The following is a 26,468-nucleotide window of genomic DNA, read 5'->3' on the forward strand; positions in this document are numbered from 1 at the left end:
GAGACCCAAAGTGCGCAAATTCGCAAAAACCCTGGCTGTGGTAAGTGTGATGACGCCGGCCGGTGTAAACGCATTGGGCGTGGGCGAGATAAAATTACACTCCGCGCTCAACCAGAAGCTTTATGCGGAAATTCCGTTACTTGTTTCGCCAGGTGAGGATATTTCACAAATTCGCGTCAGTCTGGCGCCGCCCAACGCCTTTTCAAAAGCTGGGTTGACACGCCCTTACTATTTGTCGAATTTGCGTTTCAAACCGGTAAAGAAGTCGGATGGTACTGTCGTAGTGCAAGTCACCTCCAGCGATGTCATCCGGGAACCATTTCTTGATTTTCTGCTGGAAGTAGATTGGCCCCAGGGCCGGATGCTGCGGGAATTCACTGTCCTGTTGGATCCGCCCATCACTTTTGAAGATGTGGTGACGGTAGCTCAATCCAAGCCTGCCGCAGAAAAAAGCGGCAACCAAGCTCAGTCCCGGCCACCAGCTTCCACGGTCAAGCAGAAAGCCCAGGAGACTATAGCAGTTCCTGGCAGTGAATACGGCCCAGTAAAACGTAATGAATCACTGTGGGCCATCGCCAAGAAGCTCAAACCGCAAGCGTCGGTAACGACGGAACAAATGGCAATGGCACTGTTTAATGCCAACCCCGGGGCTTTTTATAACAACAATGTCAATGAGTTAAAAGCCGGAGTTACTTTAAAAGTGCCTGAAGCTTCTCAAGTGGTTCAACTATCGCCTTCGCAAGCACGCAGGGAATTCCAGCAACAGTATCAAACTTGGATTGCCCGGCGTCAGCAGTCGACCCATTCTGGTTCCAAGCCATTGACCGTAGCGGAAGAAGCCAACCGGTTGAAACTGGAAGCGCCCAGGGAAGCGGATATCCAGGAAGCGCAGTCAGAGCTTCCAGTGATTGAAATGCCAGGTCAGGATAATCCCAAGACCTTGGAGATGATTGAGTCTCTCCGTCAGGAAAATGATCTATTGCGTCAGCGTCTGGAAGACTTGGAAAAGCGCATGACGGCGTTGATGGAGATCAAGAATGCTCAATTGGCCCAACTCCAAAATGCTGGGGCACGGCAAAACCAGGAAAAAACTCTTGATCAATCCAAAACAATCGAAGAACAATCCAAAGGAACGCAACAGGGGGAGAAGATTGCGTCTGTACCAACGGCAGAGAAGCAGTCCTTACCTGTGGTGACGCCCAAACCTGTCAAGCCTGCAGAGCAAGCCAAACCAACTCCCAAACCGGTTTCGGTTCCGAAACCAGTGCAAGCAGGAGAGGAGAGCGATTTCTCGGTAAGTGTCTTTTCCAATCCTTTGTATTTGGGAATTGGCAGCTTCAGTTTTATGCTGTTGGGCGTGGCTGGCTTTCTGATCTGGCGCCGCAGAGTGGCAGCGGAAGAGCAGGCTGATAGTTTGCTTGCTGATTCTTTCTTGATGGATTTGGAAGAAGAGGAGCAACAACAGGAAAATATTACTGCACCTTCCCCCGCTAGTGACAAGCAACCCCAAGCAGCCGCTGTAAGCGCTAGCGCCCCTGTGGAAGAAAGTTCTTTCCTGAGTGAATTTACTCCCAGTGATTTCGATATTCTGGAAACGGAAAGTGACGCCGTCGATCCGGTTGCGGAAGCGGATGTTTACTTGGCCTACGGTCGTTATCAACAGGCCGAAGAATTGATCCAGCAAGCACTGGAAGATGAACCTAAAAACCCGGAGCTGCAACTAAAATTGCTGGAAATCTTCTATGCCAAGGAAGACGCGGAAGCTTTTGAAAACTATGCGAGCAAACTGCAGGCAAAAGGCAGGCATAAAGATGGCCTGTTTTGGGCGAAAGTGGCAGAAATGGGCAGAGAACTCTGTCCCCAATCCTCGTTGTTTGATTTAGACAGTGAAGAAGCAACCCTTGTCGAGGATGATTGGGATTCCGAGGAAGAGTCGGCAGATAGTATCGATCTGGAAGCAGATTTGGACGAACAAGTAAATGATCAGGAATCCCTGGCTTTTGATCTGGGAGACGAAGCTGTCGTTGATTTTTCAGCTGACTCCCCCGAGGATGAATTTGCCGATGACGAAAACAAGAGCCTTGAAATTGAAGCTTCTGAATCCTCGGATAATGCTTTGGACTTTGATCTGAGCGGAATAAATTTGGACCCCGAATCGAAAGGTGCAGAAGCCCCAGGCGAGGAATCAGTCGACGAACCTGAAAACAGCGACTTCACATTTAATCTGGAGAGCATGGGCATTCAGGGTCAAAACGAAGAATCAGATGAAACTGAAGAAGAAGCCTTCGATTTGACGGACATGGATGAAATGGAGACAAAGCTGGATTTGGCCCGTGCTTATGTGGATATGGAAGATGTGGATTCAGCCAAGGATATTCTGGAAGATGTTTTCGCCCATGGCAATGAAAAACAAAAGGAAGAAGCCAAAGCCCTGATGGGTAAATTGGGGATGGCATCATAATTCGTAACGGCTCGTCGGGCACCTATGGGGGGATTTGTTCCGCAAGACGCCGTGAATACATCCGGCTTTGGCATCCCTTCAAAGACGCTTACAGATAACCCATGGGGTTTTCTTTCTGTACGAGCGAGTAGTTACCGCAATTCAGGCTATTGCTTGGATAAAATCTCAAACAGGCTTGAGCCCAACTGCAGCAGGTGTTTCGCTTCTTGGTGAAACGCCTGCCATGCCATGGGTATCCCGGCCTCATCCTCATTTTCAAGCACGATTTCCAAATCTTCTGCCAGGTCTTTCAGCTTCGGAATGCCGCAAAAAGCTGCAGAGCCGTGTACTTTGTGGACGATGGATTGTGCGTTCGAGTAGTCTTTTTCGTCTAAAGCATGGGCGATGTCTTTAATCTGTCCCGGCAATTCATCCAGCAATTTTTCTATGATTTTCGCCCCTAGTTGATGATTGCCTTGGAGGCGCTGTGAAATACCCTCCGCTATTTGTTTGATGGTTCGGTTCGTTTTTTCCAGTTCTACAGATTCTTTTTTTAGCCAGGTTTTTAATATTTGGTTTAATTTGTCTTCGAAAATGGGCTTGATTAATAAATCGCTGAATTGAATTTTTTTTAAAGATTCAAGCTGATCCGGAGATGCATGCGCCGTGACTGCGACCACAGGGGTTGCAAAATTCACTCCTTGAGCATTGCTTTTGATATGCTTTAAAACCTCCACGCCGGAGTAGTCTGGCATTTGTAAATCCATCAATATCAAATCAAAGGGTAAAGAATCTGCAAGTTCCATGGCTTGACTGCCATTGGCCGCCTCAATGATTTCTATGCCCTTGTCAGCCAGTTGTGCTTTGACCACCATGCGATTGATGTCATTGTCATCCACGACCAAAATTCGATTTTGTTTTTCTATAAACTTAGAAGTTTTTTCAATCGGACGCCGTTGTTTTGCCATCTGTTCGGCGTTGACGATGGTTTGGAGCTGTTGTCGCCAAAATTCACTACGGCTTGGAATGGAAACAAAAGCAATGGCGCCCAAGGTGCGATAGTGGGATTCGTATTGGGCGCAGTGATAGGGTCCGGCAAGGATTATGGGGATTTGAAACTGCCCCCTCAATTTTGTCGAGTGACGCTTGATGCTTTCAAAAGAAGGGTTTTGCTCAGGAATAACAAAAATCAGCGCATGCCATGGTTGATGTTCTGGATTCTCGATTTTATCCAGCGTTAGTATGTCAACTTCCGCACCCAAATTTTCCAATTGGGCTTTAAGCGCATGTTGGGACAACGGCAAAATGTCGATGAGGGCCACCCGGCAAAAAGTTGGTTTCGGATTCTTCTGCCAACGGGACACGGGTAAAGTAAACCAGAACGTCGATCCTTTGCCAGAAATACTGGTACATTCAATCGTACCCCCCATCTTTTCGACTAACTTCCTAGTGATATTTAGCCCGAGTCCGGTGCCTTCTTGTTCATCCTTAGTTAGGCTGACAAAGGGCTGGAAAATACGTTGACATTGTCCCAGCGCGATGCCACAGCCGGTATCAGAAATGGAAAAGAAAAGCAGACGGTGGCTTTGTGACCAGCGTACCCGAATGACTATCCAGCCACTTTTAGTAAATTTGATGGCGTTGCCCACCAAATTAGTGATGATTTGCCGGATTCTTAGTGGATCACTGACGATTTCATCAGGTAGATTGGAATCAATCCACAAAATCAAACGAACCTGTTGGGTCTTGGAAGCAAGCAACGCAACGCATTCTTCTAAACAAGGACGAAGAGACATCGCCACCGGACGTACTTTAATATGCCCGGATTCAATCTGGGTGGAATCAAGAATTTCGTTAATGATATTGAGTAAATCTGTTGCCGACCGGTAGATCAGTTGGAGATGTTCATACTGCCGATCCGACAGCGGCGTTTTTAACAAGTCTTCCGACAGGCCAATGATGCCGTTCATCGGCGTTCGGATTTCGTGGCTGACCTGAGCAAGAAACTGGCTTTTTTGGCGATTCTGCTCCACTGCTTTGGCGCGCGCTTGTTCCAGTTCCCGGTTGCGGGTTTCCAAGTCCTGTAGGGCGTGTTGCAGGCGGACAGTGGCTTGATAGACTTTGTTTTCCAATTGAGTCTGGCTTTGTTCCAGCTTTTCCGCCATGACATTGAAGCCGTCTCTCAGGGTTTTTAATTCGCCGGTGGCTATAAAATCTGCGCGGGTTTCCAATTTGCCTTTGGTAATATCCGTGACGGCCCGTTGCAAAGCACGAATGGGTTGGAACAATCTTTGAGTCAATAGTTTGGCCAGTCCCAGAGCCAGCAAAACCCCCGCCAGCAAAATACCCAAACTGCGTAAAACCAGTTGTTGCTGTTGGGCAATCTGCTGAGAGGCGGATAACACAACCCGTACCATGCCATAAGTGTCGTCAGCAACGAGATCCACATTCTCTTTGTCGGGATCGTCGAGTGCCAGCGGGATAGGAGCAGTAATTATGATGACTTCATCGTTTCCATTCTCGACAGAGGACGGATCGGTTGCCCGGATTAATTGTTTCCCCTGGCCATCGACAATTGTAATTTCCCTGACATAGCGATTTTGCAACGTCACGTTCAGCAGTTGGGCCAACCGCTGATGCTGATGATTGAACAGATATTGGGCGCTGGTTAAAGCTAGTTGCCTGGCAATGATTTCCCCGTGTTGGACCAGTGACCTTTCAACAGACGAAATCAATATCTGATGAAAGTAAACGGTCATTCCGATGGCGACGGTGATTGCGGGAAGAAGGGAAGTAAACAGGAGCTGACTGCGAATGGATTTAAATATGGACATTACTGGGTGCAATTAGATTTAGAGTGTGATTATCAAGCAGCCTGAGGCCGGTGTAAATCCCCGTGACTGATTTTTGACGCTTTTAAGGGTCCGGGAGATGCATTAACAATAAATTTTTAGTTAAAAAATATAACTTATTGAAAGCATTGTGTATTCATAGTTGGCCCGGGTTTTGCTAATACCTTGTCAGGAGGTGAAATTATGGCAGATGATGATTTAGATCTTGGCGAGGAAAAAAAATCCTCAAAAAAAATGCTGTTTATTATTTTGGCCATGGTGATTGTGCTTTTCATTGGTGGCGGCGCTGCGGCTTATTTTATGGGCCTGCTTCCTTTCGGGGCGTCTTCAGATACCGAAGAGGTTGCTGAAGAAGAGGAAGGAGAGGCAGAAGAGGAAGCCTCAGAAAAGAAAGTCAGTAAAAAATCAAGCGAGGCATTTTTTTATGATTTCGAGCCTTTTATCGTCAACTTTCCGCCTAATCGGGAGGCGCGATTATTACAGATTAGTTTTAGCGCCTTGACCCATGATGAAGCAGTGGCCGAGACATTGACCAAGCATGCTCCCCTCATTCGTAACAATTTATTACTTTTGCTGGGCAGATTTCGTCCCTCGGAACTTAAATCCACACAAGGCAAGGAAGCGTTGTTGAATGCTATCACCCAAGAGATCCAAAAAGCATTGGATATGCAGAAGGAAGGGGGCGAGATAGAAGCGGTCTTTTATACTCAATTTATAATGCAATAACACCATGTCATTGGACGATTTATTATCCCAGGACGAAATCGACGCTCTTCTCCACGGCGTCGATGAGGGTAAGGTTGAAACAGAAACCGCCCCTACCTATAGTGCCGATGAAGTTCGGAGTTATGACTTTACCAGTCAGGACCGGATTGTCCGGGGCCGGATGCCAACCCTGGAGATGGTCAACGAACGGTTTGCCCGGTATTTCCGCATCAGTCTGTTTAGCTTGTTGAGAAGAACAGCGGAAGTTACCTTCAGCGGCGTCCAAGTGATGAAATTTTCGGAATTCATCCATAGTTTGTTTGTGCCCACCAATCTTAATTTGATCCGCTTTCAGCCGCTCAGGGGACGGGGATTGATTGTATTTGATCCCAAATTGGTGTTTACCGCCGTGGATAATTATTTTGGCGGCAGCGGGCAGTTTTACAACAAGGTGGAAGGGCGGGAGTTTACGCCCACGGAGATGCGGGTAATCCAAATCCTGCTGAATTTGGTTTTCAAGGACCTGCACGAAGCCTGGAAGCCGGTGATGGAAATTGAACTGGAATATATGAATTCCGAGGTCAATCCCCAGTTTGCCAATATCGTCAGCCCTTCGGAAATCGTGGTCAATTCCACTATTCATATCGAGCTGGAAGGGGGTGGTGGGGATCTTCACATCACTTTGCCCTATTCCATGATTGAGCCAATCCGCGAACTTTTGGATACCATCCAGAGTGACCGCGGAGATGTGGATGAGCGCTGGCGCAATGCGCTTCATTATGAAGTGATGCAATCGCAAGTCGAGCTCCATGGCCTGCTCTTGGACAAGCAACTGACGGTGGAGCAATTGCTGGATTTGCGCCCTGGCGATGTTATTCCCGTGGAAATGAATGAAAAAGCGACCTTAATGGCGGAAGAAATCCCTATTTTCAAGGGGCGGGTGGGTATTTCCAATGGCAACTATGCAATGAAATTGATGGAAAAAATAGAACGCGGTCCGGACTCCAAACCCTGTCCTGAACAAATTGAACACGAGAAAGCAGAGGATGTTACCCATGAGTGACGAAGAAGAACTAGAACCCACGCCAGAACCAGACGATGTAGATGAACTTCTGGAAGGCGCGGCGGCCTCGTCTTCGGAAGAATCCGGCGAGGCAGAGGAATCCACCGGCGAGGACGATCTCGAGGATGCTTGGGGTGCTGCCTTGGCGGAACAGGCCGATGCCGAAGTGGTTGACGAGGCGGAAGAAGGCGGAGATGAAATTGCGCCAGCCACCTATGAAAATCTTGAGAATCAGGGAATCACCGAATCCAGAACGCCGGAAGACATCAACCTGGACGTTATTCTCGATGTTCCCGTCACGGTATCTCTGGAAATTGGTCGGACGCGCATGAGTATCCGCAATTTATTGCAACTGACTCAAGGTTCAGTCGTGGAGCTGGACCGGTTGGCGGGAGAGCCCATGGATGTTTTGGTCAATGGCACCTTGATTGCTCACGGTGAAGTGGTGGTGGTGAATGATAAATTCGGTATTCGTCTCACCGATGTGATCAGTCCGGCGGAACGATTGCGCAAGCTTCGATGAAAAATATTTGTTTGATAACAGGATTGTTTTTCCCCCAAATGGCATTGGCGGCGGATGAATATGGCCAGTCCCATTGGAATCTGGCGTTAATCGGACAGTGGCTTGGGGGATTGGTGACAGTGGTGGCCCTGATTCTGGTGTGTTTGTGGGCATTACAGCGGTTGGGCCGCTGGAGCGCGCCTGCCGGCGGGCAAATCCGGATGTTGGGAGGATTGTCCTTGGGAGGCAGGGAAAAGCTGGTGGTGGTGGAAGTGGGAGAAACCCAGTTAGTGTTGGGCATCTCTCCCGGCAGGGTACAAACCCTGTGTGTCCTGGAGGAAGATAAACGGTTATCGCCCAGTTCTGAACCCAGTTTTGGAGAGCAGCTCCAGCGGTCATTGAAAACAAGGGAGCAGAGCAAATGAAGAACGGGTTCGGCATGGTTTTTCTTTTGAGTGTGCCAGGGTTGGCGGTCGCGGCGCCGGGTTTGGAAGCGGTGCAAGTGACCACTGCCCCGGACGGTGGCAAAAGTTACACCATCAGCATCCAGGTATTGGCGCTGATGACGGCCCTGACGCTGTTGCCTGGATTGCTGTTGTCCATGACTTCCTTCACCCGCATTATCGTGGTGTTGGCGATTCTCCGTCAGGCATTGGGGACCGGCCAAACGCCCAATAACCAGATTCTGCTCGGGATTTCCTTGCTGCTGACCTTTTTCATTATGATGCCGGTGTTCGATCAGGCATACAAAACCGGTATTGCCCCCTATCTGGAGGAGAAAATAGAAGCAGGCGAAGCCCTCAAGCGGGTTACCGTGCCCCTGCGAAAGTTCATGCTCCGCCAGACCCGGGAAAGCGATCTGGGCTTGTTTGTCCGCCTGTCTGGCCGGGAAGACCTGGAGAGCCTGGACGATGTTCCCATGAGCATGTTGATTCCGGCCTTTATCACTTCGGAGTTGAAAACCGCTTTTCAAATCGGATTTTTGTTGTTTTTGCCCTTTTTGGTGATTGATTTGGTGGTTGCCAGCGTGTTGATGTCCATGGGGATGATGATGTTGTCTCCGGTAATTATCTCTCTGCCATTCAAGCTAATGTTGTTTGTGTTGGTAGATGGCTGGGCGCTGGTCATAGAAACCCTGGCTGCCAGTTTTTACACTGTGTAAAGCGTTTTTATCATGGATGCCGATACCGTCATGACCGTGGCCCATGAAATGTTGTGGGTGACATTGAAACTGGCAGCGCCCATTTTGCTTTCCGTATTGGCCGTCGGGCTGGTGGTGGCCATGTTTCAAGCGGCTACGCAAATTAATGAGATGACCCTCACGTTTGTCCCCAAACTCATTGTCATCGCGCTGGTTTTGGTGTTGGCGGGCCATTGGATGTTACGGTTGCTGACCGAATACACCCGCGAGCTTTATGAGAATATTCCGAGGCTGTTAGGTGGATGAAAGGAGCAATAAAGATTTCACCATTTTGTCTATCCGGACCTGGGGTCAGGAGTTCCAGTCTTCCATCCGCGGGTGTTGGCGGCCCGGATGGCAGCCATCAAGCCCCCAGGGATGGGTTCACGGCGTCCCGCGGATGGAAGACTGGAACTCCTGTTAGTTGAACCATGATTCATTGGACGGAAGCCCAGCTATTGGAGTATTTATCCCGTTTTCTTTGGCCCCTGCTTCGCACAGGGGCTTTCATCATGGCCATGCCGGTATTCAATAGCCATTCAGTGCCGGTAAGGGTGCGGGTCATCATGGCGGTAACGCTCTGCTGGATAGTCGCTCCAACCCTGGAGTCTGTACCAGTTCTGGATATGCTGGGATTTTCAGCCATTTTGGTGGCCATGCGGGAAGTGCTGATTGGCATGGCCATGGGCTTTATCATGCAAATGGCCTTTGCCGCCTTGATTTTTGCGGGGCAAAGCATTGCCTACAGCATGGGGTTAGGCTTTGCTTCCATGATTGATCCGCAATTGGGGGTTCAGGTGCCGATTATTTCCCAGGCATATTTGCTTTTTGCCACCCTGGTTTTTTTGGCCGCTAATGGGCATTTGGTGCTGATCGAAATGATCTCGGCCAGCTTCCATACGCTGCCCGTGGTGATGGAAAGTCTAGCGCGGGAGGATTTGTGGACCATCGTTCGCTGGAGCGCCACGGTATTTATCGGCGGCGTTTTATTATCCCTGCCCATTGTGGTGACTTTATTGTTCGTCAATATAGCATTTGGCATTGCGACCCGAGCCGCGCCGCAATTAAACATTTTTTCTGTGGGTTTCCCCGTAACTTTAATGTTAGGATTGGCGATGGTGTGGGTAACCTTTCCCGCCGTGCTGCATCGTTTTTCCCTGAGCTTGCCAGCGGCATATGAATTGATTGCCAAGCTATTGAGGTTGTAAGGCATGGCGGAAGATTCAGGCCACGAACGGAGCGAAGAACCCACCGCCAAACGGCTGGACGATGCCCGCAAGAAAGGCCAGATCCCCCGTTCCCGGGAGTTGAATACCTTCGTGGTGCTGCTGGCCGGGGTAATGGGGTGCAGTATTTTTGGTGGTTACATGGCGGAAAGATTACGCCAGACCATGACCGCAAATTTTAAGCTGGAAAGGAAAGAGTTGTTTGATTCAGATGCCCTGCTGGTTCACAGTGGCGAAGCATTCACCAATATATTGAGCATGTTAACCCCCTTCCTGGCTTTAATGGTATTGGCCGCCTTGGCGGCGCCCCTGGGATTGGGGGGCTGGATGTTCAGCTGGGGAAGTCTGCAACTCAAATTCAGCAAACTGAATCCCTGGGAAGGCTTCAAGCGGATGTTCGCCACCAAGGGATTGGTGGAACTGATCAAGTCGCTGCTCAAGGTTTTGTTGTTGGGCGGGGTAGCCACGCTTTTGCTGCAAGCTTTTCAGCGGGAAATTTTTGGGTTGATCCAGCAGAATTTGCAACCTGCGCTCAGCCACGGGCTGGAGATTCTGTGGCGGGCAACATTGCTCCTCAGCGCCGCTTTGGTGGTGCTGGTGGCCATCGATGTGCCATACCAGCTTTGGGATCATCGCAAAAAGCTCAAAATGACGCTGCAAGAAGTCAAGGATGAAATGAAAGAATCGGAAGGCCGCCCCGAGGTCAAGAGCAAGATCCGCCAGCTCCAACATGAACGGGCATCCCAACGGATGATGGAGGAAGTGCCCAAGGCGGACGTGGTCGTGACCAACCCTACCCATTACGCGGTGGCACTGAAATATGATCAACAAGGGGGCGGAGCGCCCAAGGTGGTGGCCAAAGGGGTGGACATGATTGCCGCGCAAATCCGCAACAAGGCGGTGGCGGCCGAGGTGCCACTGGTAGCGGCTCCGCCACTGGCCAGGGCCTTGTACTACAACACCGAATTGGAGCAGGAAATCCCGGAAGGGTTATACCTGGCAGTGGCCCAGGTGCTGGCTTACGTCTATCAGCTTAAAGTGGCGACCCATCCTGGCGAACGGCCGCCTCCACCAGTGGATTTACCGGTTCCGGAAGAATATTTACGACATTCGGGAGACATTAGGGAATGAACATTAATGTAATCCTGACCAGAATGAAGCAATTGGGCGGCGCGGGCCTGGGCGCGCCATTGCTGGTGACGTTGATGCTGATGCTGTTGGTGTTGCCGCTGCCCGCATTTGTGCTGGATTTGTTTTTCACTTTCAATATCGCTTTTTCTCTCATTATTCTTTTGGTAGTCATCTATACGGCCAAACCGCTGGACTTTGCCATATTTCCCACCGTATTGCTGGTGGCAACCCTATTGCGGTTGGGGCTGAACGTAGCCTCTACCCGCATTGTCTTGTTGGAAGGTCACGAAAGCCCGGAGGCGGCGGGCAAGGTGATCGAGGCATTTGGCGCCTTTGTCATCGGCGGTAATTTCGCCGTGGGGCTGGTGGTGTTTGCCATTTTGGTCATTATCAACTTTGTGGTAGTGACCAAAGGGGCGGGGCGAGTGTCGGAAGTCAGCGCCCGTTTCACCCTTGACGCGATGCCGGGCAAGCAAATGGCCATTGACGCGGATCTCAATGCCGGCCTGCTGTCCCAGGACGAAGCCCGTCAGCGCCGGCTGGAAGTGGCGCAAGAAGCGGATTTCTACGGCGCCATGGATGGGGCCAGCAAGTTTGTCCGCGGCGATGCCATCGCCGGGATCTTGATTCTTTTCATCAATGTCATTGGCGGTCTGGCCATTGGCATGGCCCAGCATGACATGACCTTTGCCGAAGCCGTCGAGCGTTACACCTTGTTGACCATCGGCGACGGCCTGGTGGCGCAAATTCCTTCCCTGTTATTGTCAGTGGCTTCGGCCATTCTAGTGACCCGGGTTTCCAGCAGCACCGAGGATATGGGCCAGCAGTTCAGCGGTCAGTTTTTCGATCACCCCAAGGCCTTGGCCATCAGCGCCGCGGTGATTGGCCTGTTGGGTTTGATTCCGGGAATGCCGAATTTGCCGTTTTTACTGCTGGGAAGCGTTTTGGGGGCGGGGGCTTATTATCTGTACCGACGCAATCGAGTGCTGGAAACCCAGGCTGAAGAGGCCCTGGTCCCGCCGCCGGAACCGGAAGTCAAAGAATTGAGCTGGGATGATGTGATGCCCGTAGACCGGATTGGCTTGCAAGTGGGCTACCGGTTGATTCCTTTGGTGGATAAACAGCAGGGCGGGCAGCTAATGGCCCGGATTAAAGGGGTTCGGAAAAAACTGTCCCAGGAATTGGGTTTTTTGATTCCGCCGGTACATATCCGGGATAACCTGGATTTATTACCCACCGCTTACCGGTTACAAGTGCTTGGCGTGACTGTTGGCGAGGCGGAAATTCAGCCGGATCGAGAAATGGCCATCAATCCCGGCCAGGTATTCGGCGCATTGCAGGGTATCGAAGGGAAAGATCCCGCCTTTGGCCTGGAGGCGGTGTGGATCGAGCCGGCGCAAAAAGATCACGCCCAGGCGCTGGGTTACACCGTCGTAGATCCTGAAACGGTGATTGCCACCCATCTCAGCCAAGTGCTTCAGGAACATGCATTTCAACTGTTTGGCCACGAAGAAGCGCAACAATGGCTGGACAATTTGGCCAAGGTGGCGCCGAAACTGGCGGAAAGTCTGGTGCCTCAAATTATTCCTCTGACGTTGCTGGTCAAGATCCTGCAAAACCTGCTCAAAGAGAAAATTTCCATCCGCGACATGATTACCATCGCCGAAACTTTGGCGGAGCAGGGGGGTAAGAGTCAGGAACCCGACACCTTGACCGCCGCGGTGCGTTCCGCGCTGGGACGTTCCATTGTCCAGAAAATCAATGGCTTGGAGCATGAGTTGCCGGTAATTACCCTGGATCCTGAATTGGAACAGTTATTGCAGCAAACCCTGCAAGGCGCTGGCAACGAAAGTGCCGGCATTGAACCGGGATTAGCGCAACGTATGCATCAACTGTTGGAAGAACAAACCCAAAAATTGGAAATGACCGGCAAACCCGCGGTCCTGTTGGTTTCTTCCCTGCTCCGCTCCTGGTTGTCGCGGTTCGTCCGCCATACTATTCCTGGACTGCACGTGCTGGCCTATAACGAAGTCCCGGAAGATCAACAGATCAAAGTGGTGGGCGTGGTCGGCCAAAGAGCTTAAATTTAGAGGTAACACTGGATGAAGATGAAACGTTTCCTGGCACCGGATATTCGCCAGGCTCTGCAACAAGTCAAGGAAACTCTGGGTCCAGATGCGGTCATCCTTTCCAATCGCAAAACCGATGAGGGGGTGGAAATCGTCGCCGCCCGCGATTTCGAGATGGAAACCATGCCGCCTTCCAGTCCACCTCGGGCGGAACCGGAAAAGCCAAAAGTGACACCCAAACCATCCTTTTCCGCCCGCGGCTATAGCGCGGTGGCGGAACTGGCTGACGCCTCGGACAAACCCAAGCCGGTTTCGGGGCGGACAAAGAAGCCGGCTAAAGATACCAGGCAAGTTGCCGATATCAATAAGGTGACATTAAACAATGGCGGAAATCGGGGCCCATCCAAGGACCCCCTCCTTACCCGGCAGAAGCCGGTGGCGCAATCTGCCGCTTCTACTGGGGACAGCCCGGTTTCCGCCACCCTTTCCAACATACCGGTTCATTCAGAGGAAATGCAGGGGATGCGGCGGGAATTGCAGCAAATGCGCTTTTTGCTGGATAGACATTTATCCCGGCAAGCCTGGCGGGAGGAAGTGGAGAAGTATCCTACCCGTCTGGATATTTTGCGCCAGCTTACCCAATTGAGTTTCTCTCCAACCCTGAGCCGCGAATTTGCTCAACGCTGTGGTCAGGCAGGGGACATCGCTTTTGCCTGGGAGCAAGTCCGGCAGGCAATAAGCCAGGCGATTCCTATCGCGGAAAATCCACTGCTGGATTATGGCGGGATTGTCGCTTTGGTCGGGCCGACCGGTGTTGGTAAAACCACTACTGTTGCCAAACTGGCGGCCCGTTTCCGGTTAAAGCACGGCCCCCGCCAAATTGCCTTGGTCACCACGGACAATTACCGGATCGCCGCCCATGAACAGCTCAGTACCTATGCCCGGATTTTGGGGGTGCCGGTGCGGGTGGCCGGTAATACGGAAGAGTTGCACGGTATACTCAGGGGTTTCATGGATAAAAAATTGGTACTGATTGATACCGCCGGCATGAGCCAAAAAGACTTGCGGCTGGCGGACCAATTCGCCCTTTTCCGGGAGAGTGAAATCGAGATTGAAACTCATCTGGTGCTTTCCGCCAGTTCCCAACTCAAATCCCTTAAGGAAACCATTGCCGCATTTTCCGGGTTCGGAGCCAAATCCTGCATTCTTACCAAACTGGATGAAGCCGGTACCTTGGGACCGGCATTATCCGCCTTGCTGGAGCACAGGTTACCAGCCGCTTTTGTCACCGATGGCCAACAGGTGCCGGAAAATCTGCATCGCGCCAATGCCAGGGATCTGGTCGAGTGTTGTTTTGCCGGCGAGGAAGCCGCATCCGCGCCAGATAAGAATGATTTCGCCTTTGAAGATTGGGTTGCTTATGCCAGCGTATAACTCGGATCAAGCCGCCGGAATCCGGCACATGACAAACCTCAAGCCAGTGCGGGTATTGGCGGTGGCCAGTGGCAAAGGGGGGGTGGGTAAAACCAATGTGTCGGTGAATCTCGGCGTGGCTTTAGCGCAGATGGGGCGGGCTACCGCCTTGTTGGATGCGGATATGGGGCTGGCCAATGTGGACATTTTATTGGGACTGCATCCTGGCTATAACCTTTCCCATGTCATTCGGGGAGAAAAGGCCCTGGATGAAATTTTATTGGAAGGCCCCGCCGGTTTGAAAATTGTGCCAGCCGCTTCCGGTGTGCAACAGATGGCGGAGTTATCGCCAGCGGAGCAGGCAGGTTTGATCCGGGCATTCAGCGAGCTGCAAATCCCTTTGGAAGTGTTGATTGTCGATACTGCGGCGGGGATTTCCGGCAGCGTGGTGAATTTTGCCCGGGCGTGCCAGGAAGTAGTGGTTGTGGTGTGTGATGAGCCCACATCCTTGACCGATGCCTATGCTTTCATCAAGCTACTCAATCGCGATTATGGCCTGCACCGCTTTCAAATTCTATGCAATATGGTGCGGGATGCGGGCCAGGGAAGGATTCTATTCGAAAAGCTTTGCCGGGTGACCGACCATTATCTGGATGTGACGTTGAATTATTTTGGCGCCGTTCCCTACGATGACGGCGTACGCAAGGCCGTGAGAATGCAACAGCCAGTGGTAACGGCATTTCCCGGATCGCCTGCTGCCCAGGCATTAAAATCCTTGGCGCGTAAGATTGAGACTTGGCCCATGAGTGACATGCCATCCGGGCAGCTGGAATTTTTTGTCGAGCGCATGATTCATTTCAGTTCGGAGGCATTCGCATGAAAGGCGCCCAGGCCTATGCGCAGGTACAGTCCCAGGATTTCGAATCAATCGTGGGTCGCTATACCCCGTTGGTGAATCGGATTGCCCATCATTTGAAAGCCAGGCTCCCGGCAAGCGTGCAATTGGATGATTTGATTCAAGCCGGCATGGTGGGTTTGTTGGAAGCCTCCCGTCAATACGATGCGGGGCAGGGCGCTAGTTTTGAAACCTATGCGGGGATCCGTATACGCGGGGCGATGCTGGACGAAGTGCGCCGTTACGATTGGACGCCCCGTTCCGTCCACCGCAAGGCCAGAATGATTTCCGAGGCCATGTATGCCATCGAACGCCGCACCGGCCGTGACGCCCGGGACACGGAGGTGGCGGAAGAGTTGAATATGACCCTGGATGAATATCATCAGGTGCTTCAGGATGCTATTGGTTGCCGTCTGTTTAGTGTCGATGAGTTGTTCGAAAATGGCGAGGCGATTCTGGATCAGATTAGTGGCTCTGAAGTAGCGCCCATTGATTCCCTTTCCAAGGATAATTTTAAGGCAGCGTTGGCGGATGCTATTGCCGGACTGCCCGAGCGGGAACGGTTGGTGATTTCCTTCTATTATGAAGAAGAAATGAATCTGCGGGAAATTGGCGAAGTGTTGGGAGTGAGCGAGTCCCGGGTATCCCAGATCAATAGCCAGGCCATGCTCAGGTTGCGGGCGCGGATGCGGGAATGGCTGCATGATTAGGTGGGTTGTGTCTCAAAACTCGAGGCGGCGCTGGTGTTCCAATCCTCCATCCGCGGGACGCAGTGAACCCATCCCTGGGGGCTTGATGGTGGCCATCCGGGCCACCAACACCCGCGGATGGAGGACTGGAACACCAGCTTAGGCGATCGGATTATATCGCCAAATCTCTTCAATCGGATGAATCACAGCCAACCGCGAAAATACGACTATATTTACTATTAATTGAGTTAAACGACAGACAAGGGGTTGAGCGTTGGACAAGAACATGAAAATCCTGGTGGTGGATGATTTTTCCACCATGCGCAGGATCATTAAAAACCTGCTGCGGGAACTTGGGTTTACCAATATCAGCGAAGCTGACGATGGTCAAACAGCGCTGCCCAAGCTGCAGGCCGGGGACTTTGATTTGCTGATTACCGACTGGAATATGCCCGGCATGACCGGCATTGAACTGCTGAAGGCGGTACGAGCGGACGAAAAGTTATCAACCATGCCGGTACTGATGGTGACGGCCGAGGCCCGCCGGGATCAGATTGTTGCCGCCGCTCAGGCTGGTGTGAATGGCTATATTATCAAGCCTTTTACCGCCGGTACTCTGAAAGAGAAGCTGGAAAAAATCTTTGAACGTCTGGCGGCTTAGGGGCAATTCATGGCAGCAGTAACAACTGAACTGGATGAATCCCTCAGTGCACGCCTGGAGCGCGCCAAAGCCTTGGTGATTGCTCTGGAACAAGGAGATGAAGCAGAGGCTGACCGGATTTTGGATGAGATCGGCCGGGTACGGGAAAGCATGCTTTTTCAGGAGATTGGCAAATTAACTCGTCAGCTTCACGAGGCTTTGACAGGCTTCATGGTGGACAACAAATTGGCAGAGCTTACCGAAAACGATATTCCCGATGCCCGCGAGCGTTTGAATTATGTCATCACCATGACCGATCAGGCGGCCAACACCACGCTTAACGTTTTGGATGAGGTCTTGCCGCAAATCAATTCTCTCAGTGAAAAAACCGATAACTTGGGCGCCCGCTGGGAGCGGTTTCTGCAACGGGAAATGCCTTATGCGGAATTCCGGGAAATGAGCCGGGAAATTAGCAGTTATTTTAAAGATATATCGCCCGCCCTGGCGCAAATGCAAGCGCAGTTGAATGAAGTGCTGATGGCGCAGAGTTTTCAGGATTTGACCGGGCAAATTATCCGCAAGGTTATCGAACTGGTGCAACAGGTGGAAAACAGCCTGATTGAATTGATCCGCTTTTCAAGCCGGCATATTGGACCTTCTACCCCGGAGACCGGGCATGGGAAGCCCGAAGTAGAAGCCGAGGGGCCGGTAGTTCCGGGGGTAGACAAGGCAGAAGCTGTCAGCAACCAGGACGATGTGGATGATTTATTGTCCAGTCTAGGGTTTTAACCCGAATATTGCACCAGCCGGTTTCGAGCCTTTAAGTAATTTATTGAATTAGGGAAAGAAAATGCTAAATTTTCACATTATTCACGAGGTGCAATTTGTCCCTGGCCCGAATCCTATCCCGGCCCTGGCTTGTCCAGGCACGCCTGGACTTGAATTTCCCTCAACCCATAGCTACGGCTATGGGTTTACTCCGGGCGTCCTGCCCTTCGCCCCTTACGGGGCCAGCGGAGCTGTTCCAAATCGCTCCCGGCGATTTGGTCAGTCCAATCCTGCGTCCAGCCGCACCTGTCCTGCGCCATCATCCGGGATGCTGGTGCAATATTCGGGTTAAGGAAGGAGATCTCCATCATGGCGATAGATTTTGACGACGAAATTCTCCAAGACTTCCTGGTAGAAGCCGGGGAAATCTTGGAGCAGTTAGGCGAGCAACTGGTAGATCTGGAGCAATCGCCCGAAGACAGTGATCTGCTCAACGCGATTTTCCGGGGATTTCATACGGTCAAGGGCGGGGCGGGCTTTTTGAGCATAACTCCGCTGGTGGAGCTGTGTCATAAGGCGGAAGATGTTTTCAATCTCTTGCGTCAGGGAGACCGCAAGGTGGAACCTGCCTTGATGGATGCGGTACTCAAGGCGTTGGATGTCATCAACGAGATGATTGACGCGATTCGGGGCGGGCAGGAGCCTGCTTCGGCCGATCCCGCGTTGCTTAATGCACTGGCGCAATTTACCGTGCCTGATGATGGCAGTGCTTCCGTGGAGGTGGCGCCACAAGCAGCGGTTAACGAGCAACCGGAAACAACACCAGAGTCAATCGAAGCGCAACCACCGGAACCCGATCCCGTTGAGCAAGAATTCGAAGCTATGCTCCAAGGTGTGCAAGAACCCCAAGAAACGGTTCCTGCGGCTGATGAAATTACCGAAGAAGAATTTGAAAAATTATTGGATTCACTTCACGGTCCCAGTGGCGCGCCAGGAAAAAAAGAAGAGGGCTCGCAATCGCCGAAACCTTCCGCAACTTCCGCTGATAATGACGAGATTACCGAAGAAGAGTTCGAAGCCTTGCTGGATCAGCTCCATGGACCTGGAAAACATCAAGCAGCAGTGGCTAAACAGTCTGAAGAACGCGTCAAATCAAGCCCTGCCAATGCCGAGGTTAAACCTAAAACCGATCCGCCTAAACCAAAGCCGCCCAAGCAGGAAGATAAGCCCCGCCCGCAGTTGAAAGCGGTTGCTGGCGGCAAGCCCAAAGCCCCGACGGGGGAAACCACGGTTCGGGTGGACACCCAGCGCCTGGATGAAATCATGAACATGGTGGGTGAATTGGTCCTGGTCCGGAACCGGTTCAAGACCCTTCGCGAAGCCCTGGATAACGAAGACATGGCCAAAGCGGTGGCGAATCTGGATGTGGTGACTTCAGACCTTCAGCTGGCGGTCATGAAGACCCGCATGCAGCCCATCAAGAAAGTATTTGGCCGTTTTCCCCGCGTGGTCAGGGACTTGGCGCGCAGCCTCAACAAGGAAATCCGGTTGGAAATGCACGGCGAGGACACGGATTTGGACAAGAATCTGGTGGAAGCGCTTGCCGATCCCTTGGTGCATTTAGTGCGCAATTCCGTCGATCACGGCATTGAGATGCCTGATGAGCGGGAAAAGGCAGGCAAGCCCCGCGAAGGCGTGGTGGTGCTGACTGCCGCCCAGGAAGGTGATCATATCCAGTTAACCATTGAAGACGATGGCAAGGGCATGGACCCTGAAATGTTGCGTCAAAAAGCAGTGGAAAAAGGGTTAATGGATGAAGAAAGCGCCGCCCGCCTAGACGAAAAGGAGTGCTTTCATTTGATTTTCATGCCGGGATTTTCTACCAAGTCGGAGATATCCGATATTTCCGGGCGTGGGGTAGGCATGGATGTGGTGAAGACCCGGATTAGTCAGATGAATGGCAGCGTGGATATCGATTCCGAAAAAGGGAAGGGCACCAAGCTCACTATCCGCGTACCTTTGACATTAGCCATTATGCCCACCCTGATGGTGAAATTGGAACACCAAGCCTTTGCCTTGCCCTTGGCCAGCGTTGTGGAGATCCTGGATTTGGACTTGAATCAGACCAATGTGGTGGATGGCCAGGAAGTGGTTATTGTCCGCGAGCAGGCACTGCCCCTGTTTTACCTAAAAGACTGGCTGATTCACGGCCGGCGTAGTGAAATCCGCTCGCAAAACGATGGCAATGTGGTAGTGGTGAATGTGGGAGGACGGCACGTTGGTTTTGTGGTGGATCATTTGATTGGCCAGGAGGAAGTGGTCATCAAAGCTCTGGGTGCCAAGTTGCACGGACTGGTAGGCCTGGCAGGGGCCACGATTACCGGAGATGGCATGATTGCGTTGATTCTCGATGTTCCCGGACTAATGAAGCGCTATGCTGCCTGACCATGATTAGATGGTAGTTAACAAAGCATTGATTCGGGTATCGAATCCAACCCCCAGAAAAAGCCTGTATCCTAAAGACTTAATGGTGGCAGTAATCCACAGTAAATCTGCTGTCAACGGGGCAAATAAGCCTAAGGGTGAAAGAAAAGATTCGCCTTTTCAGTTGTTGCTGATCGCCGCATCAACCGGGGGGCCTTTGGCTCTGCAGAAGGTTCTTCCTCAACTGAAGACTAACGTGGGATTCCCGATTTTGGTGGTGCAACACATGCCGAAGGATTTTACCCGCGATTTTGCCGAGCGATTGAATCGATTATCCAAAATTGAAGTACGGGAAGCCGAGGACGGGGACCGGTTAAAGCCTGGACTGGCGTTATTGGCGCCGGGCGGGAAGCAAATGGAGTTGGAAGCCAACCGGACCATCAAAATCCGCGCTACCAGGCATAAAGAACTCTACAAACCCAGTGCGGACATTACTTTTACCTCGGTTGCCCATCGGTTTATGGGCAGGGTGCTGGCCATTGTCATGACGGGCATGGGCGCGGACGGACGGTTTGGCGTCAAAATATTGAAAAGCAAAGGGGCCCGCATATGGGTCCAAGATGAACAGAGTTGCACCATTTATGGTATGCCGAAAGCCGTTGCCGATGCTGGTCTAGCCGATCAAATCATCGGCTTGGATGAGATCGGCAAACGCTTCAGGGAAATGTAACGATATGGACCCCTTAAGTATTGTCGGATTAATTGTAAGCATCGGCGCGGTTGTTTTTGGCAATATGCTGGAAGGCGGGGATTTGTCCTTTTTGGTCAATGGGCCGGCAATGCTGATTGTGATGGGGGGTACTTTAGGCGCGGTGCTGTTGCAGACGCCGCCACCGGTTTTCTTGAGGGCTGTCAAAAAATCGGGGGGGGTGTTTCTGCCGCCGAAAATCCAGTTGCGGCAACAAATCAAAAAAATTGTGCAGTGGAGCGGCCAGGCTCGCAAGGAAGGGTTGTTGGGCCTTGAAAATGAGCTGGACCGGGAAAAGGACAGCTTCGTCAATAAAGGTCTGCAATTGTTGGTGGATGGCAATGAGACTGAAATCATTCGCGAAGCCATGTCTTTGGAGATGGTGACGAAAGAACAGCAGGATTTTCAAGCCGCCAAGGTTTTTGAGGCCATGGGCGGTTATGCGCCCACATTGGGTATTTTGGGCGCGGTGCTGGGCCTGATTCAAGTCATGCAAAACTTGAGTGATCCAGAAAAATTGGGAAGCGGAATCGCAGTGGCGTTTGTGGCGACGATTTACGGGGTGGGATTGGCCAATCTGGTGTTTTTGCCTATCGCCAACAAGCTTAAAGCACAAGCCCGCGCCTTGAGCTTGTCCCGGGAACTGATGATTGAAGGCATTATCGCCATTGCCGAAGGAGAGAATCCCCGCAATATCGAAATCAAGTTGAGCGGATTTTTGGAATGAAATCCAGATCAGTCCGGGCCAGAGCTTTTGACGAGGAACACGAAAACCACGAACGGTGGCTGGTTTCCTATGCCGACTTTATTACCTTGTTGTTTGCCTTTTTTGTGGTGATGTATGCCATCTCTTCCCTGAATGAAGGTAAATATAAGGTACTCGCTGAATCATTGGACAAGGCTTTTAAAGAACCCTCGCAAAAAACTTTGGATCCCATTCAGATAGGGGAAACGCCGAAAACCGTGAACCCACTGGATGCTCTGGTCAATGCTGCAAAACCTGTCACCGAGCCTGTTTCTGAAGAAGGCCAAGAGCAAATCAAGCTGCAGAAAATTTCCGAGCAAATTGAAGAGGTTTTGGCGCCCTACGTGGATGATGATTTAGTGGCGGTCACTCGCAATGAATTTTGGGTGGCGGTGGAGATGAAAAGCGGCATGCTGTTTGCCAGTGGCAGCGCCAAATTATCCAAGGCAGCCGATCCCGTGCTCAGTAAACTGGCCGAAATTGTCCGGGAGATGCCGGATAATCCAATCTATATTGAAGGACATACCGATAACGTGCCTATTCAGACCCGCGAATTTCCCTCCAATTGGGAATTGTCCGCTGCCCGCGCTGCCAGTGTTGTAAGGAAACTGGTGGAAACCGGCGTTGCGCCAAAGCGACTGGCGGCGGTGGGCTATGGAGAAAATCATCCTGTGGCCGATAACAACAGTGAGGAAGGCCGCTACCGGAACCGTCGGGTGGTGATGGTGCTTCAGGCCAAGAATCTGGCCCGCTATCAAGTGCTTTCCAAAGAGCGGAAAAATTTGACGCAGGCAGTGGCAGCGCCATGACTACCAATGTATTGAGAGAGTGAGGACGATGCAAGTATGGGCAATTTCCAATCAAAAAGGCGGCGTGGGTAAGACCACCACGGTTGCCACTCTGGCGGGGCTGCTGCAAGAGCAAGGCGCCAGGGTGTTGATGGTGGACCTGGATCCCCATGGTTCGTTGAGCAGTTACTTTGAAATGAGTCCTGAAAAGGTAGAACACGGCGTTTATGACTTGTTTCGCCAGGCCATGGGTCATCAACATGAAGAAAATCCAGAGAACTATATTCAGTCCACGGCATTTGACAATTTATCCCTATTACCGGCAGTCATGGCCCTGGCCACTGTGGAGCGCCAGGCGGGGGCCATTGAAGGACTGGGGCTGGTGCTGCAAAAAGCCCTTGAGCGTCTCCGGGGGAAATTTGATTATGTCTTGGTCGATACCCCGCCAATGCTTGGGGTATTGATGGTAAATGCCCTGGCGGCCTGCGATCGTTTGATTGTACCGGTGATGGCGGAATACCTTTCCTTGCAGGGATTGGAGCGCATGCTGCGAACCCTGGCCATGATCTCCCGTTCCCGCAAGCGGCCCTTTGATTACACCATTGTCCCAACCTTGTTCGACCGCCGTACCCGGGTTTCTTCTGAAAGTCTCAAATTGTTGCAAGAACGTCATGGAGATTGCCTTTGGTCCGGCGTGATTCCCGTGGATACCAAATTACGGGAGGCCAGCGAGGCCCATCTACCCGTATCTCAGTATTACCCTAATTCCCGCGCGGCCATCGCTTATGAGCAATTGCTGGAGTTTCTGCTGGAATCCAGTGTCAGCGACGAACCTCAGGCGCTTTCAGCATGAGCGGGATCAGTGAAGGGGCAGAATTTATGACACAAGCCAATTCCCCGCTGGATCAATATTTTGAATCCCTGCTTTCGCCCAATGCGTCAAATGCTTCTCAGCCGAAAGCCGAGGAAATTGAGGTAGCACCCCAGCAAGAGGAGAAGATTCTAGAGGAAACGCCACCACCTGTCGTCTTGCCCGAAGGATGTCCGGCATGGGTGGCAGGGCAATTTGCTATCCAACCCTTTGGTCTGGGGGGGTTGCAGTTTGCCCTGCCCGAGTTTCAAGTGAACGCAGTCATTCCCTGGCCGCAAGTCATTCCTCAACCTGAACAGCCGGCTTGGGCACTGGGCGAATTTGTCTTGGAAGAAAGGAAGGTTTGGGTGGTAGATACCTTAAAACTAATTCTTCCAGCAGGTAAGCAACCGGTGCCGGCTTATCAAATGTTGTTGGTGGGTGATGGGATGGCGCTGGCCTGCGATAGCGTGGAGCAAATGGTGATTCTGGATCCCAATCAGGTGAAATGGCGTCAAGAGAGAACGCACAGGCCCTGGTTATTGGGCATGTTGACCACATCTCCTTGTGCCCTGATTGATTTTGAAAAATTGGTTTGAGACCTGAATTTTGCAAGTAATTTGAGCACCGAGGGTGTCAAGCAAAGCTTTAGGCAAGGCGGCAAGCCAATTTTTGCGCAGGAGTAGCAGCGCTACTTCGAGCATAAAATTGGTGCGGCCAACGCAGCATAAAGGCTTGATTTGGCAGCCGAATGCCGAATCACTTGCAGAATTTAGGTTAGATTAAATGATTTTATTTTTGGTGGAGAAATAGCAATGGCAGATGCAGCTGAAAAACTCGGTGATGAACTACTGCAATGGGTAACTTTCCGACTTGCCGAAGAAACCTATGGCATTAATGTCATGCAAGTACAAGAAGTTCTGCGGGTGACCGAGATCGCGCCAGTACCCGGATCGCCCGATTATGTCATCGGCATCATCAATCTGCGGGGCAATGTGGTGACAGTCGTCGATACCCGCAGCCGGTTTGGCTTGCCTTCGAAGGAGCCCGATGATCTCTCCCGTATCGTCATCATAGAATCAGGCGATCAAGAAATCGGAATTTTGGTGGATAGCGTGGCGGAAGTCGTGGAATTGCGCGCCTCTGATATGGAGTCCGCGCCCAATGTAGGGAATGAAGAAAGTTCCCGCTATATCCAGGGCGTTACCAGCCAGGATGGCCAGCTTTTGATTCTGGTGGATTTAAACAAGTTTCTCACTGACGAAGAATTGGCGGAAATTGAAAGCCTGTAATTTTTGCACCTGTCAAGGAAATGCTTGAGGTTGACAACGATAAAAGTACGCTTCAAAACCGGCTTGAAAGCGTTATCCTGACGACACGTAGTTAAAAATTTTCCAGATTGGGAAGTTTGTCAATAAATTTTGCAATCGGATCAAACGAACGGAATAGTAGTTTTAAAGAGTTGGTTACAGAGTACTGGCGGCTGGCCGTTTTCAACCGGTGGCGTAACAATTGCATGGATTAATTGAAAGGGAACATAAAACTAAGAATATAGCTTTTTCATAGGAGGACAGTAGCGGGTCTGATGCATGCGCTATCAGATCTATTGTTTGACTTCCATGAGGTGAAGATTATGTTCGAGTGGTTACAAAATTTAATCCAGCGTAGTTGCCATAGCATAGCCCTGCGTTCGTACCGGTGGCAGCGAAAAAAAGTCATTTATCTAGGGCAAAAACAAATCCAATGGCAGGACCCCTTGTCCCTGTTATGGTACTCGGAAAGCACTGCAATGCGGTTGCTCAAAGCCCGTATTTTGGACGAAGCGGGGCGGAAATAAAGTTGTACTGTACTAGTTTTGATTGGGTTTGAACTAAATACGATCAGGATACCGTCGAACTTTCCCAACAGTGCCTTGGCAGCCGCCTTGCCACTCCCCGTTGCGGTGCACAAATGATCATCGTCCGAACCCGAATGCCACCAAGATCCATTCCTTCGCGCCTCCCCCGTCCCCAGAGATCATGACGGGCGCTGTGATATAAATCCACCCGTTTCTGCACTTGCAAGCAGCTGGGATTTTGGCTGAGGGAGGCGTTCGCTGTGAATGCTCCACCGGCTTTAGCCGGTGGAGCATTCACAAAATCCGATGATTTTGGAGAAAAACTCGTTTTGCCTATTGACAAGCCGCGGTTATATAGATGTTACGCCAATTTTTGCACATGCTTAAAATCCCGAATTGATTCAATTTCATTTTTTTCGATTTTTTGTGCCTTATATAACTCCCACCGGATTTGTAGGTTAAGCCAAAAATCTGGAGATACACCAAAAAACTTACCCAACCGCAAAGCGGTGCTTGGGGTGACCCCACGCTTTTTATTAACCAGCTCATTTATACGCTGGTAAGGAACATGTATCGCATCTGCAAGCTCACGTTGTGTTATGTTCATGGGAACAAGAAATTCTTCTCGTAACATTTCCCCTGGATGGGTGGGTTCTCTATGGGTAGGAATCCTCATAATATTTACCTTAATGATAATCTGTTATTTCCACATTTGCCGGACCTGAATCATCCCAAATAAAACAAATTCGATATTGTTCATTGATACGGATGCTATACGTACCCTCTCTATCGCCGGAAAGTCTTTCCAGACGATTGCCCGGAGGCACATTTAACTCTTCCAATACCTGAACTGAATCTAATTGGTCTAGCTTCCTTGTTGCAATTTGCCACAATGTTTGTGGGCACGCTTTTCTTGCCTGCTTTGAATTTACTCCATTAAATATATCTTCCGTGCCTTTATCCTTAAACGATACAATCATCATATCATAATAGCACGGATTTCATGCTAGTCATGATGGGGTTTCAATTTTTTAACTGCATAATGATTTGCATGACCGGACGCAAAAAGCAGAGCGACGATAGGAGCGGCGCTTTTTGCGGTCCGAGTTGATGCTTTTGATACTTATTCATGACCGCCTCCCCCGGTAAACGGGCTTAGTTCCCAAGTTCGACAGTTAAGGCTGTAAGTCTTTGTATTTGTTGGACTGAAGTTCAAAAATTTGCACTACAAGCCCTGAAATTAGGTGGGAATTCTCAAAGATCATTGATTTATCGTTCGCAAATTTTAAGACGCCAATATCGTTTAAGCAATGCCGTAGCCGATTTTGGCACTACACGATTTTGATGAATAAATGGCTCTAAACCGCGTGGTTACGTGGCTAAGAAGGATTATTCAAACTGCTAACTGTCGAACTTGGGTTAGTTGACTGGCCACTATCCAAACTTCGAATGAAGTGTACGATGTCAATGCATCAAACAGAGGAGGCGATCAAATGAGGCTTG

The 26,468-nt window shown here is 50.9% G+C and carries 26 protein-coding genes; 23 read left to right on the top strand and 3 right to left on the bottom strand.

Going from position 1 to position 26,468, the window contains the following annotated elements; genetic code table 11:
- Nucleotides 1-10: 10 nt before the first annotated feature.
- The gene (locus AXA67_01935; GenBank protein KXJ39441.1) at nucleotides 11-2,461 is read left to right on the top strand and encodes a hypothetical protein; all 2,451 of its coding nucleotides are present in this window, start codon (nucleotides 11-13) and stop codon (nucleotides 2,459-2,461) included.
- 146 nt (nucleotides 2,462-2,607) lie between these two features.
- Here the strand turns inward: AXA67_01935 and AXA67_01940 are convergent, their stop codons facing one another.
- Complete coding sequence (locus AXA67_01940) at nucleotides 2,608-5,274, bottom strand: hypothetical protein (GenBank protein ID KXJ39442.1); 2,667 nt, start codon at nucleotides 5,272-5,274, stop codon at nucleotides 2,608-2,610.
- A gap of 201 nt (nucleotides 5,275-5,475) precedes the next feature.
- On the opposite strand from AXA67_01940, the gene AXA67_01945 reads away from it, so the two are divergent.
- The 22 genes from AXA67_01945 (at nucleotide 5,476) to AXA67_02050 (ending at nucleotide 24,965) form a co-directional block, all read left to right on the top strand.
- Complete coding sequence (locus AXA67_01945) at nucleotides 5,476-6,018, top strand: hypothetical protein (protein KXJ39443.1); 543 nt, start codon at nucleotides 5,476-5,478, stop codon at nucleotides 6,016-6,018.
- Between the two features lie 4 nt (nucleotides 6,019-6,022).
- Nucleotides 6,023-7,060 (top strand): flagellar motor switch protein FliM, encoded by a 1,038-nt coding sequence (locus tag AXA67_01950; GenBank protein KXJ39444.1) that lies wholly within the window; start codon nucleotides 6,023-6,025, stop codon nucleotides 7,058-7,060.
- Between the two features lie 49 nt (nucleotides 7,061-7,109).
- Nucleotides 7,110-7,583, top strand: coding sequence for a flagellar motor switch protein FliN (locus AXA67_01955; protein ID KXJ39465.1), 474 nt, complete (start codon nucleotides 7,110-7,112; stop codon nucleotides 7,581-7,583).
- Nucleotides 7,580-7,987: a hypothetical protein gene (locus AXA67_01960; protein KXJ39445.1), complete on the top strand. Its 408-nt coding sequence runs from the start codon at nucleotides 7,580-7,582 to the stop codon at nucleotides 7,985-7,987. Before AXA67_01955 ends, AXA67_01960 begins: the two co-directional genes overlap by 4 nt.
- Nucleotides 7,984-8,724, top strand: a complete 741-nt coding sequence (locus AXA67_01965) for a flagellar biosynthesis protein flip (protein ID KXJ39446.1) — start codon at nucleotides 7,984-7,986, stop codon at nucleotides 8,722-8,724. Before AXA67_01960 ends, AXA67_01965 begins: the two co-directional genes overlap by 4 nt.
- Nucleotides 8,725-8,736: 12 nt before the next feature.
- Entirely contained in the window at nucleotides 8,737-9,009 is a 273-nt protein-coding gene (locus AXA67_01970; GenBank protein KXJ39447.1) for an EscS/YscS/HrcS family type III secretion system export apparatus protein, read from the top strand.
- Nucleotides 9,010-9,176: 167 nt separating this feature from the next.
- On the top strand, nucleotides 9,177-9,950 hold the full coding sequence (locus tag AXA67_01975) for a flagellar biosynthetic protein FliR (protein KXJ39466.1): 774 nt from the start codon (nucleotides 9,177-9,179) through the stop codon (nucleotides 9,948-9,950).
- A 3-nt stretch (nucleotides 9,951-9,953) separates the two neighbouring features.
- Nucleotides 9,954-11,099 carry a flagellar biosynthetic protein FlhB gene (locus AXA67_01980; protein ID KXJ39448.1) on the top strand — a complete coding sequence of 382 codons (1,146 nt, stop codon included), beginning with the start codon at nucleotides 9,954-9,956 and terminating at the stop codon, nucleotides 11,097-11,099.
- Nucleotides 11,096-13,183: a flagellar biosynthesis protein FlhA gene (locus AXA67_01985; GenBank protein ID KXJ39449.1), complete on the top strand. Its 2,088-nt coding sequence runs from the start codon at nucleotides 11,096-11,098 to the stop codon at nucleotides 13,181-13,183. Before AXA67_01980 ends, AXA67_01985 begins: the two co-directional genes overlap by 4 nt.
- Before the next feature lie 18 nt (nucleotides 13,184-13,201).
- Entirely contained in the window at nucleotides 13,202-14,602 is a 1,401-nt protein-coding gene (locus tag AXA67_01990) for a hypothetical protein (GenBank protein KXJ39450.1), read from the top strand.
- A complete protein-coding gene (locus tag AXA67_01995) occupies nucleotides 14,589-15,461 on the top strand; it encodes a cobyrinic acid a,c-diamide synthase (GenBank protein KXJ39467.1) in 873 nt (290 codons plus the stop codon). The genes AXA67_01990 and AXA67_01995 overlap by 14 nt, the downstream gene beginning before the upstream one ends.
- The gene (fliA, locus tag AXA67_02000; GenBank protein KXJ39451.1) at nucleotides 15,458-16,186 is read left to right on the top strand and encodes an RNA polymerase sigma factor FliA; all 729 of its coding nucleotides are present in this window, start codon (nucleotides 15,458-15,460) and stop codon (nucleotides 16,184-16,186) included. The genes AXA67_01995 and fliA overlap by 4 nt, the downstream gene beginning before the upstream one ends.
- A gap of 253 nt (nucleotides 16,187-16,439) precedes the next feature.
- Entirely contained in the window at nucleotides 16,440-16,826 is a 387-nt protein-coding gene (locus tag AXA67_02005; GenBank protein KXJ39452.1) for a histidine kinase, read from the top strand.
- Nucleotides 16,827-16,835: 9 nt separating this feature from the next.
- Nucleotides 16,836-17,594, top strand: coding sequence for a chemotaxis protein CheZ (locus AXA67_02010; GenBank protein ID KXJ39453.1), 759 nt, complete (start codon nucleotides 16,836-16,838; stop codon nucleotides 17,592-17,594).
- Nucleotides 17,595-17,942: 348 nt separating this feature from the next.
- Nucleotides 17,943-20,018 (top strand): chemotaxis protein CheA, encoded by a 2,076-nt coding sequence (locus tag AXA67_02015; GenBank protein KXJ39454.1) that lies wholly within the window; start codon nucleotides 17,943-17,945, stop codon nucleotides 20,016-20,018.
- Nucleotides 20,019-20,028: 10 nt separating this feature from the next.
- A complete protein-coding gene (locus AXA67_02020) occupies nucleotides 20,029-20,727 on the top strand; it encodes a hypothetical protein (GenBank protein KXJ39455.1) in 699 nt (232 codons plus the stop codon).
- A gap of 4 nt (nucleotides 20,728-20,731) precedes the next feature.
- Nucleotides 20,732-21,472 carry a flagellar motor protein gene (gene motC / locus AXA67_02025; protein KXJ39456.1) on the top strand — a complete coding sequence of 247 codons (741 nt, stop codon included), beginning with the start codon at nucleotides 20,732-20,734 and terminating at the stop codon, nucleotides 21,470-21,472.
- The gene (locus AXA67_02030) at nucleotides 21,469-22,299 is read left to right on the top strand and encodes a hypothetical protein (GenBank protein KXJ39457.1); all 831 of its coding nucleotides are present in this window, start codon (nucleotides 21,469-21,471) and stop codon (nucleotides 22,297-22,299) included. Before motC ends, AXA67_02030 begins: the two co-directional genes overlap by 4 nt.
- 28 nt (nucleotides 22,300-22,327) lie before the next feature.
- On the top strand, nucleotides 22,328-23,131 hold the full coding sequence (locus tag AXA67_02035; GenBank protein ID KXJ39458.1) for a cobalamin biosynthesis protein CobQ: 804 nt from the start codon (nucleotides 22,328-22,330) through the stop codon (nucleotides 23,129-23,131).
- Nucleotides 23,128-23,727, top strand: a complete 600-nt coding sequence (locus AXA67_02040) for a hypothetical protein (GenBank protein ID KXJ39459.1) — start codon at nucleotides 23,128-23,130, stop codon at nucleotides 23,725-23,727. The genes AXA67_02035 and AXA67_02040 overlap by 4 nt, the downstream gene beginning before the upstream one ends.
- Before the next feature lie 216 nt (nucleotides 23,728-23,943).
- On the top strand, nucleotides 23,944-24,420 hold the full coding sequence (locus tag AXA67_02045) for a chemotaxis protein CheW (protein ID KXJ39460.1): 477 nt from the start codon (nucleotides 23,944-23,946) through the stop codon (nucleotides 24,418-24,420).
- A 293-nt stretch (nucleotides 24,421-24,713) separates the two neighbouring features.
- A complete protein-coding gene (locus tag AXA67_02050) occupies nucleotides 24,714-24,965 on the top strand; it encodes a hypothetical protein (GenBank protein KXJ39461.1) in 252 nt (83 codons plus the stop codon).
- Between the two features lie 361 nt (nucleotides 24,966-25,326).
- On the opposite strand, the gene AXA67_02055 is transcribed toward AXA67_02050, so the two are convergent.
- Both AXA67_02055 and AXA67_02060 read right to left on the bottom strand, forming a co-directional pair.
- Entirely contained in the window at nucleotides 25,327-25,644 is a 318-nt protein-coding gene (locus tag AXA67_02055; GenBank protein KXJ39462.1) for an XRE family transcriptional regulator, read from the bottom strand.
- Between the two features lie 7 nt (nucleotides 25,645-25,651).
- Nucleotides 25,652-25,945: a plasmid maintenance system killer protein gene (locus tag AXA67_02060; GenBank protein KXJ39468.1), complete on the bottom strand. Its 294-nt coding sequence runs from the start codon at nucleotides 25,943-25,945 to the stop codon at nucleotides 25,652-25,654.
- Between the last annotated feature and the right edge of the window lie 523 nt (nucleotides 25,946-26,468).

The sequence above is a fragment of the Methylothermaceae bacteria B42 genome, assembly GCA_001566965.1.
Lineage (GTDB): Bacteria > Pseudomonadota > Gammaproteobacteria > Methylococcales > Methylothermaceae > Methylohalobius.